At 43.8% G+C, this 8,751-nt stretch carries 9 protein-coding genes; 6 read left to right on the top strand and 3 right to left on the bottom strand.

What is annotated here, in order from left to right:
- Nucleotides 1-518: 518 nt before the first annotated feature.
- Genes greA through HY805_00700 form a run of 5 tightly spaced genes read left to right on the top strand, consistent with a single transcriptional unit; the run spans nt 519 to nt 4,410 of the window.
- Nucleotides 519-1,001, top strand: coding sequence for a transcription elongation factor GreA (greA, locus tag HY805_00720; protein ID MBI4822745.1), 483 nt, complete (start codon nt 519-521; stop codon nt 999-1,001).
- A 20-nt stretch (nt 1,002-1,021) separates the two neighbouring features.
- Complete coding sequence (locus HY805_00715; protein MBI4822744.1) at nt 1,022-1,807, top strand: dihydroorotate dehydrogenase electron transfer subunit; 786 nt, start codon at nt 1,022-1,024, stop codon at nt 1,805-1,807.
- Nucleotides 1,801-2,709 (top strand): dihydroorotate dehydrogenase, encoded by a 909-nt coding sequence (locus HY805_00710; GenBank protein ID MBI4822743.1) that lies wholly within the window; start codon nt 1,801-1,803, stop codon nt 2,707-2,709. The genes HY805_00715 and HY805_00710 overlap by 7 nt, the downstream gene beginning before the upstream one ends.
- A complete protein-coding gene (locus HY805_00705; protein MBI4822742.1) occupies nt 2,703-3,494 on the top strand; it encodes an SAM-dependent chlorinase/fluorinase in 792 nt (263 codons plus the stop codon). The genes HY805_00710 and HY805_00705 overlap by 7 nt, the downstream gene beginning before the upstream one ends.
- A gap of 34 nt (nt 3,495-3,528) precedes the next feature.
- Nucleotides 3,529-4,410 (top strand): L,D-transpeptidase family protein, encoded by an 882-nt coding sequence (locus HY805_00700; protein ID MBI4822741.1) that lies wholly within the window; start codon nt 3,529-3,531, stop codon nt 4,408-4,410.
- Here HY805_00700 and HY805_00695 read toward each other — a convergent pair.
- From HY805_00695 to HY805_00685, 3 genes are read right to left on the bottom strand one after another with little or no spacing between them, the layout of a single operon-like run.
- On the bottom strand, nt 4,394-5,857 hold the full coding sequence (locus tag HY805_00695) for a transglutaminase domain-containing protein (GenBank protein MBI4822740.1): 1,464 nt from the start codon (nt 5,855-5,857) through the stop codon (nt 4,394-4,396). The genes HY805_00700 and HY805_00695 overlap by 17 nt on opposite strands.
- The gene (locus HY805_00690; protein ID MBI4822739.1) at nt 5,847-6,782 is read right to left on the bottom strand and encodes a flippase-like domain-containing protein; all 936 of its coding nucleotides are present in this window, start codon (nt 6,780-6,782) and stop codon (nt 5,847-5,849) included. The genes HY805_00695 and HY805_00690 overlap by 11 nt, the downstream gene beginning before the upstream one ends.
- Nucleotides 6,763-7,176: a response regulator gene (locus HY805_00685; protein MBI4822738.1), complete on the bottom strand. Its 414-nt coding sequence runs from the start codon at nt 7,174-7,176 to the stop codon at nt 6,763-6,765. Before HY805_00685 ends, HY805_00690 begins: the two co-directional genes overlap by 20 nt.
- Between HY805_00685 and HY805_00680 the strand changes: the two genes are divergently transcribed.
- On the top strand, nt 7,175-8,710 hold the full coding sequence (locus tag HY805_00680; GenBank protein ID MBI4822737.1) for a YifB family Mg chelatase-like AAA ATPase: 1,536 nt from the start codon (nt 7,175-7,177) through the stop codon (nt 8,708-8,710). The genes HY805_00685 and HY805_00680 overlap by 2 nt on opposite strands.
- Nucleotides 8,711-8,751: the final 41 nt, after the last annotated feature.

Below are 8,751 nucleotides of genomic sequence, written 5' to 3'. Positions count from 1 at the left end.
GGCTTGCCATGAGATACGCTTTGGCTTCCACCCTATTGGAGTTCTTGATTTAAGAAAAGGGAAGGTCAGACCCAAAGTAAGAAAAGTGTAACCCATGTCCATAGGTTAAAATGTAACCCATGTGAATGTTGAACAGGGGATTTTAGAAAAGGGTGTAATTCTCAATGGTTTTAAGCAATCCCGAATAGTCGGGAGAAATGCCCTGAGAGAATTTGCAGGAAAGACTTGACAATATCGAGGTCATTCCCGCTTGTCGGGAATCGTTCTTTAAGAAGGATTCTGGACAAGCCAGAATGACAAGCTGGAGAAGACAGGATGATGGAAGGGGTGCAGAATGATGGGGATTAATGTTAATTATTAAAGCAAAATTAAAGCAGGAATCATTTAAAATCAATAACTTAGGAGGTACCCCCCTACCCCTATTAAATTAAAGCAAAGGAGGACATTTCTAAATTGGCTTGACAGTGGGTATTGGGAGCAATCTTTAAAAATCATAAAGAAAGTGTTAAATTAAACATATGCAGAGAATACATGTAACGCCTGATGGCATGAGAAAAATGAAAGAAGAGCTCGAAAGGCTTTTAAAGGTTGAAAGACCTAAAAACATAAAAGACATTGCCGAGGCAAGGTCGCATGGAGACCTCTCGGAGAATGCCGAATACCATGCCGCAAAAGAAAGACAATCCTTTATAGAAGGAAGGATTCAGGAGCTTCAGGTAAAGATTGCTTCAGCAGAGGTCATAGACATATCTAAGATAAACCAGAGTAAGGCGGCATTTGGAGCAAGGGTGAAAGTCCTTGACATTGGTGCTAACGAGGAGTATGTCTTTACATTAGTTGGCGTAGAGGAGGCTGATGTCAAAAAAGGAAAGCTCTCCATCACCTCTCCTGTTGGAAGGGCACTCATTGGAAAAGAGGTAGGAGAGATCGTAACCATTAAGGCACCTGCAAGAACAATGGAATATGAGATTTTAGAGGTCAGCTTCGGAGGTCGTTGGTGACCCCAGTTAGTAAGGGGTCTTTGAAAGACAACATCAAAGGGAGCAATATCTTTAGACATTTCAAGGCAGAAGTCAAAGACAACATAGAGCTTAATAAAAACCACTTTCTTCTTACCCTTAGCCCGCTTGTGGAAAACATAATGATGCCTGCAGGAGGACAGTTCTACATGCTCGGTGTTAGCACTTTATACGACCCTTTGATGAAAAGACCGTTTTCTGTTTTCAGGTTCTCGGAAAACCGTATCCAGATACTTTATAGGGTAAGGGGCAAAGGCACGGCTATTATGAGCAGGATAAATTCAGGCTGTGTCTTAGATGTGATTGGTCCATTAGGGAATTCCTATCCAATGCCTCCAAAAAAATATACTCCACTCATAGTTGCAGGTGGTATAGGCATTGCATCCCTTTTCTCACTGATACATTGCCTCAAGGATAAATCGGTTGTCATCTATGGGGCAAAGACGAAATCAGAGCTCTGTATGCTCGATGACCTATTGGGCTTGGTATCAGGGCTTACGGTTTGCACTGATGACGGCTCGTATGGGAAAAAGGCTACTGTGCTGGAGGCTCTTAATGACATTGCCTATGACAGGGATTATCTCCTTTACTCATGTGGACCAAAAGAGATGTTAAGGAAACTTGCTCAGTTTACATTAAAGAAAGGGCTAAAAGGATATATCTCTTTGGAGGAGACAATGGCATGCGGGCTTGGAGCCTGTCTTGGATGTGCTGTAAAAACAAAAAACGGCTACAAAAGGGTGTGTAAGGAGGGCACTGTATTTCCAATCCAGGATATTGCATGGTGAATACAGAAGTAACCATAGGCAAACTTACCCTCAAAAACCCTGTGATGACTGCATCGGGAACATTTGGATACGGAGAGGAGTATTCAGAGTTCGTTGACCTATCGAGATTGGGTGCATTAGTCGTAAAGGGCATATCCTTAAAGCCAATGGAAGGCAATCCTCCACCACGAATATCCGAGACCCCATGCGGAATGCTCAATGCAATAGGGCTTCAGAATATTGGACTTAAAAAGTTCATTAACGAGAAACTTCCTTTCATAAAGGGATTCGATACATGCCTGATTGTAAACATATTAGGCAGGACAATAGATGAGTATGTGAGGCTTTCAACCGAACTTGAGGCATCGGGGCTAAGTGCTATAGAGCTTAATGTATCATGCCCAAATGTAAAATCAGGAGGCATAGAGTTTGGAACTTCTCAGAAGGCATTGGGAAGGCTTACAAGGAAAGTCAGAAAGGCATTTAAAGGCACACTCATAGTCAAGCTTTCGCCAAAGGTATCTGATATCAGGGAGTTTGCAAGGCTGTCTGAGGCAGAAGGTGCAGATGCCATATCCCTGATAAACACTGTCCCTGCAATGGCTATAAATATAAAGACGAGGATGCCTGTTCTTTCAAATGTGACAGGCGGGCTTTCTGGTCCTGCAATCAAGCCCATTGCATTAAGAATGGTCTGGGAAGTGGCAAGTGCAGTGAAAATCCCCATTATAGGCATGGGTGGAATAATGAATGCAAGTGATGCGATAGAGTTTATCCTTGCAGGTGCAACTGGGGTGGCAGTGGGCACTTCTAATTTCAGAAACCCTGCATCTGTAATCGAAATCATAGATGGCATTGAATCCTATATGAGGGAAAATGGGATAAAACACATAAAAGAGCTTATAAGAGGCATTATATGCTGATAACGCTCACCACTGACTTTGGATATAAAGACCCATTTGTTGGTGTGATGAAGGGTGTAATACTCAGCATAAACCCTTCTGCCCGAATAATTGACATAACCCATGGCATAACCCCTCATGATGTAAAAGAAGCCGCATTTACGATAGCCGAGAGCTTCAGGTATTTCCCTCCCAAAACCATCCATGTAGTTGTCGTAGACCCAGAGGTTGGCTCTCCGAGAAGGCCAATACTTATCTCTGCGGATGAATATTATTTCATAGGACCAGACAATGGCGTGTTCAGCCTCGTGTTTAATTCGGGCTTTGAGTCCCTCGAGGTCATACACCTGACCTCAGAGCATTATTTCCTTCCTGAAAGGGGCGTAACATTTCACGGAAGGGATGTATTTTCGCCAGTGGCAGGATGGCTTTCAAAGGGCATCGCTCTTTCAAACCTTGGTGAGCCGATAACGGATTATGTGACAATCAAGCTAACAGAGCTTACTATTACAAGCTCTTCCATAAAGGGAGAGGTCGTATTTATAGACCACTTTGGAAATGCCATAACAAATATCAGACGCAGGGACATAGATGCCCTGTTTGCCGAGAAACCCAATGGGAGACTGGAAATCTCTATTAAAAGCACGCCTGCCTTATTCAGGAATTATTACTCGGAAACGCAGGGTAAAGAGCTTTCTTCACTAATAAATGCTAATGGATACTTAGAGCTGTTTGTCTTTAAAGGCTCTGCAGAGAGGCAATTCGATATAAAGACCAAAGACCCTGTTTCGGTGAATATTACATAAAAACATTCTGTTTGGATATAATTTCCGTTAATTTATGAGATACATTATTTTTATTATCTCGGTTCTTGCCATTCCTTATGTTTGTCATGCAGATATGCTTATCGGAGAGGAAACTGTTTACACCATTAAAAAAGGCGATGGACTTATCCTCATCGGTGCAAGGCTCGGTGTTAACTGGAGGGCAATGGCAAAGGAAAATAGCATTGACTGGAGGATGACCATTCACCCCGGCAAGCCCCTTAGGGTGAACACACAAAAGATAGTTCCAAAGGAAATGGAAAACGGCATTGTCGTGAATATCCCCGACAGGATGCTCTATTTCTTTAAAAACCGCAATCTCAGGATGGCACTTCCGGTTGGACTTGGAATGCCTGAATGGAGAGACATGACGGAGTGGCGGACACCAGAAGGAAAATTCACTGTCTTATGGAAAGACATAAATCCAACATGGTATGTGCCTTTGTCAATACAAAAGAAGATGCAGATTCTTGGTCATGAGGTAAAAACCATTGTCCTGCCAGGTCCTGATAATCCGCTTGGTAAGTATGTAATAAAACTCTCTATTCCGGGAATAATGATTCATGAGACCATCTGGCCAACCAGTGTTTATCAGTTCGAAAGCCATGGCTGTATCAGGGTTCTGTTAGAGCATATGCAAAGTCTCTTTGACGAGGTCACAGTCGGCACCAAAGGAGAGATAATATACATGCCTGTTAAAGTTGCTGTCATAAAGGGAAGGGTTTTTCTTGAGGTCCATAATGACATCTATGGAAAGATAAAAGACATGAAGGCACTTGCAAATGACCTCATAGAGAAGGCAGGCGTTTCAGATAGGATTGACCGACAAGATGTAGAGCGGATGCTTAAAGAAAAAACAGGCATTGCAGAGGACATTACCTTTAATCCCCTGCCTTGACCCTATATTCAATCCCATGAAGCTTGAGTTTTCCGATAACTGACATGAGCTTAACCTGTTTGTCCATGCCACCTGTAAGAAGCCTTATGTGGCTTGCATTTGCAGGAAACTCACCGAGTGTAGGGTCAATTGGAATCCATTCATTTAGATATATCTCGGGCCATGCATGATAGTAGAAATAACCCCTTACATAGGTGATTCCTACTGCTATCCTTGTGGGAATCCCGGATGCCCTCGATAGGGCAGTGTAAAGGGTAGTGTGCTCGTTACAGTCCCCTCTTTTTGCCTTAAGAACCTCTTTTGCAGAAGGAATCGTCATGGCAGGGGTCTTGTCGATATTTACATAAACCCATTGGTATATAAGCCTTGCCTTTTCAAGGATGTTTGTTTCGGCACCAACAATCTCCCTCGAAACAGACACTATCTCTGGGTCTTTTGACTGCACAAAAAGCGTGTCTTTGAGATACTCATCCATGCCATTGGGCTCGGAATAGATTTTATTAAGGACAGGAGCTGTTATCTCAAGCACATCTGCAATGAGTCTCTGTGTGCCTCCGTTTAGCTCGAAGTCATCGGGTTTAATTCCGCTCAGTCTTACCTTGAGATAGCTGACATCCTGTGGCAGTTTCATATCAAATGGTATAGAGACTTCTTTAATGAGGTCTACTGTTTCGCCATCCATTCTCTGGGCGTTCTCTTTGTCCTCCTTTATGGAAAGGAATCCCATAGATTCTTCCTTAAGGACCTCGCCTTTATCCGTAATCCACATCAGGACATCCAATCCCTGATATAAGCCCCTGAGCTTGAAGGAATTTATTTTCTCTCCCATTACAGTAATCTCTTCCTCGCCTAACACTTCTATCTCCATGTCCGCCACTGTAAGTGCCGAGGGCTCCATTACGGGTTTTTTAATCCTTTGTCCTTTTTTGACACCACTTTTTAACATATCGGGCAGAAGCGAAAAACTTGTATAAGGAGGCTCGCTGAGGGAAATCCTCTGCCCAGATTTTATTCCAGCTATCTCAACGGTTATATCCATGCCATTTTCTTTCATAGAGCCATTGATTGTCATGTTTATATCCGATTCGAGGTTAAAGACAAAGGAACTTAGCCTGAATGCCTTATCGAGGATTGCATCGGATGTCATCTTTATGTCTTTTTGGATGCCTATAACCTTTGTCCTCATAAATACAAGCTCATGCGTTTTATAGCCATTCCCGATACTTCGGGATAAAGGCTCTGTCTTTGTCATTGAATAGCCTATTTTTTTACCTGCCTGATAAATGCCCATCCATTGCTCCTTCAAAAGCTCTTCGGGTAAATCCGCACCATCGGCAATGTCTGCTGAACGATGCCCGTAGTGCCTGTTGATGAGAACACCCATGCTCAGAAGCCAGAGGGCTGTTATTCCTGCATAGATAGCTATATTTAATGGTTTAAGACGCACTAACTTTATACCTCATATATTCAAGAAGTCCTACTAATCCTGCCACTGCCATAATTAAAAACCATGCAAAAGATATGGCAGTAGCCACATCAGGCTTTACACCAACTGCTCCAAGTAAAAGCACGGCAGATGCCTCTCTAACGCCGATTCCTGCTATAGAGATGGGCAGAGAGGCAAGAGAGGCAATTATCGGGATGGCTATGAAAAATGTGCTTACCCTTATGTCTTGTCCAAGACCTTCTGAAAGGATGTATATGCCAATGATAATTAATATCTGAAACACTACCGAAATCAAGATTGCCTTTGCAATCAAGGTCTTATTCCTGATATAAGAATGGAAATAGCCATAGAAGTCGCTAAGGAGCTTAAACCTCCTGCCGAGCCTCAAACCAAAGACTATAATGCTTACAAGCACAAAACAAATTGCCATCAGCGGCAAAAGCCATACCACCCACGAGCCTCTGAAGGCAGTCAATCCAAATGGAAGTGCAATCAGCCCCATTGCTATTAAGCATGCAAACCCTATATACCTGTCCATGAATATGGAGGCAAATGTCTGAGTTCCCTTGCCTGTTTCCTTGTAAAGGTAATATATCTTCATAACATCCCCGCCTACGATTCCAGGAAGAAGGGTGTTGAAGAAGGCACCTATGAAATAAAGCGAGAAGACCTTTCCTATGGGAAGTGGCTCGATCAGTAGAATCCTCCATCTTAATGCGGCTATCATTAGCACTACGATATATATAAGCACTCCTGAGAGGAACATAATTGGGTTAATGCCTCTTAGGAGGGAAAACACCTTTTCTACGCCTGCCCTCGATAGGGCAAAGTAAAGCAGACAGGCGCTTATGGAGAGTTTAAGAAGGAAAAAAAGTATTTTTTTAAGTCTAACTTCCATTGCCTTTTTAGTCAAAACCGGGCTCATCCAAGATTTCCCTTACCCTCTGCCTGAGCTCTTCTATTCTGAAAGGCTTTTGAAGGAAATACCTTCCCGAAAGACCTGCAACTGAGCCGCTTATGACGAGAATCTTTGAATGTAAAGCCAATTCCCTTACCTTCTTAAGAAAGGCATCAGGCGACATGCCTCCAAGATGAAGGTCTATCACAAGAAGGTCAAAGGTCTCTTTCCTAATGGCATCCATGAAGTCTTCGACACTGGAGACGCCCTTGACATTGTAGCCTGTTTTTGTGAGTGCCTTTTCTATTGTCTTTAATATCAGCGGCTCATCGTCAACTGCAAGAATGCTTTCATTCATTACCTTACAGTTTACCACAAAACACCTTGCATTTCTTTTTCCTAACTCAATATAATCAAGCATGCTTTCGAGGGTCTTAGGCGCAAGCGTCGTAGGTATAGATGCACACATGGTTGAGGTTGAGGTTGACATCTCAGGAAGGGGGCTTCCATACTTCTCGATTGTGGGGCTTCCTGACACTGCGGTGAAGGAAAGCAAAGACAGGGTCAGGTCAGCACTTAAAAACATAGGGCTTAACTTTCCACTTAAACCCATTACGGTAAACCTCGCACCTGCTGACCTTAAGAAAGAAGGCTCGTCATTTGACCTTCCAATAGCAGTAGGCATGATGGCAGGAGAAGGAGTGATTGCAGTGGGCTCAACAGAGGGATTTATCTTTACAGGCGAGCTTTCCTTAGATGGAAGGGTTAAGCCCATAAGAGGCGCTCTTTCCATAGCCCTTCTTGCGAAGGCAAAGAACCTCAAGCTAATACTTCCTGCTGACAATGCAGACGAAGCCGCTATTGTAAGCAGTGTCTCTGTTTATGGCGTAGAAAACCTCTCGGAGGTCGTTGACTTCCTTAATAAAGAATCCGCCCCGAATAAGACAGAAATAGATATATCGGAGGCAATGAAACTGCACTGCCTTTACGAGGAGGACTTCTCTGAGGTAAAAGGTCAGGAGCATGCAAAGCGGGCACTTGAGGTTGCGGCAGGAGGCAATCATAATGTGCTTATGATAGGCCCGCCTGGCTCTGGTAAGACAATGCTTTCAAGGAGACTTCCAACGATACTTCCACCAATGACCTTTGAGGAGGCAATAGAGACAACGAGGGTGCATAGCGTCATTGGCATACTTAAGACAAATGAGCCTATCCTCGCAATAAGACCATTCAGGGCACCGCATCACACAATCTCCGATGCCGCACTAATAGGCGGTGGACTGACCGTAAAGCCCGGAGAGGTAAGCCTTGCCCATAATGGTGTGCTTTTCTTAGATGAGCTTCCTGAGTTCAAAAGGAATGTCCTTGCTGTCTTAAGACAGCCACTCGAGATGAGGGAGGTAACTGTCTCGAGGGCAATTGCATCCATAACATATCCTGCCAACTTCATGCTCGTGACTGCGATGAACCCATGCCCATGCGGATACCTTGGAGACGCAAGACATCAGTGCACATGCACGGTTAGCCAAATCCACCGCTACAGAAGAAAGGTCTCTGGCCCCCTTCTGGATAGAATCGATATACATATCTCTGTGCCTGCTGTGCCGTATAAAGAGCTTTCCTCCTCCGAGGAGCACTCAGGAGAAAGCTCAGAGACTATAAGACAGAGGGTCTTTGAGACAAGACAAAGACAGATAAACAGATTCAATGGAGAAAAGATATACTCAAACGGCCAGATGAAGACAAGACATATAAAGAAGTTCTGTAAGCTAAAGCCTGATGCGCAGACACTCCTTGAGACTGCAATGCAAAGGCTGGCACTTTCGGCAAGGGCATACTCAAGGGTGCTTAAGGTCTCAAGGACAATCGCAGACATGGATAGTTCCGAGGAAATCTCGGCTCATCATGTCTCAGAGGCTATACAGTACAGAACACTCGATAGGGCAATGCTTTAAAGAGGGGTTGCACGAATATCGGGTTAACTAAAGGAGGTTAA

The organism is Nitrospirota bacterium, from assembly GCA_016207905.1.
Classification (GTDB): Bacteria; Nitrospirota; Thermodesulfovibrionia; order Thermodesulfovibrionales; family JdFR-86; genus JACQZC01.
This window is presented reverse-complemented; position numbering and strand designations above follow the sequence as displayed.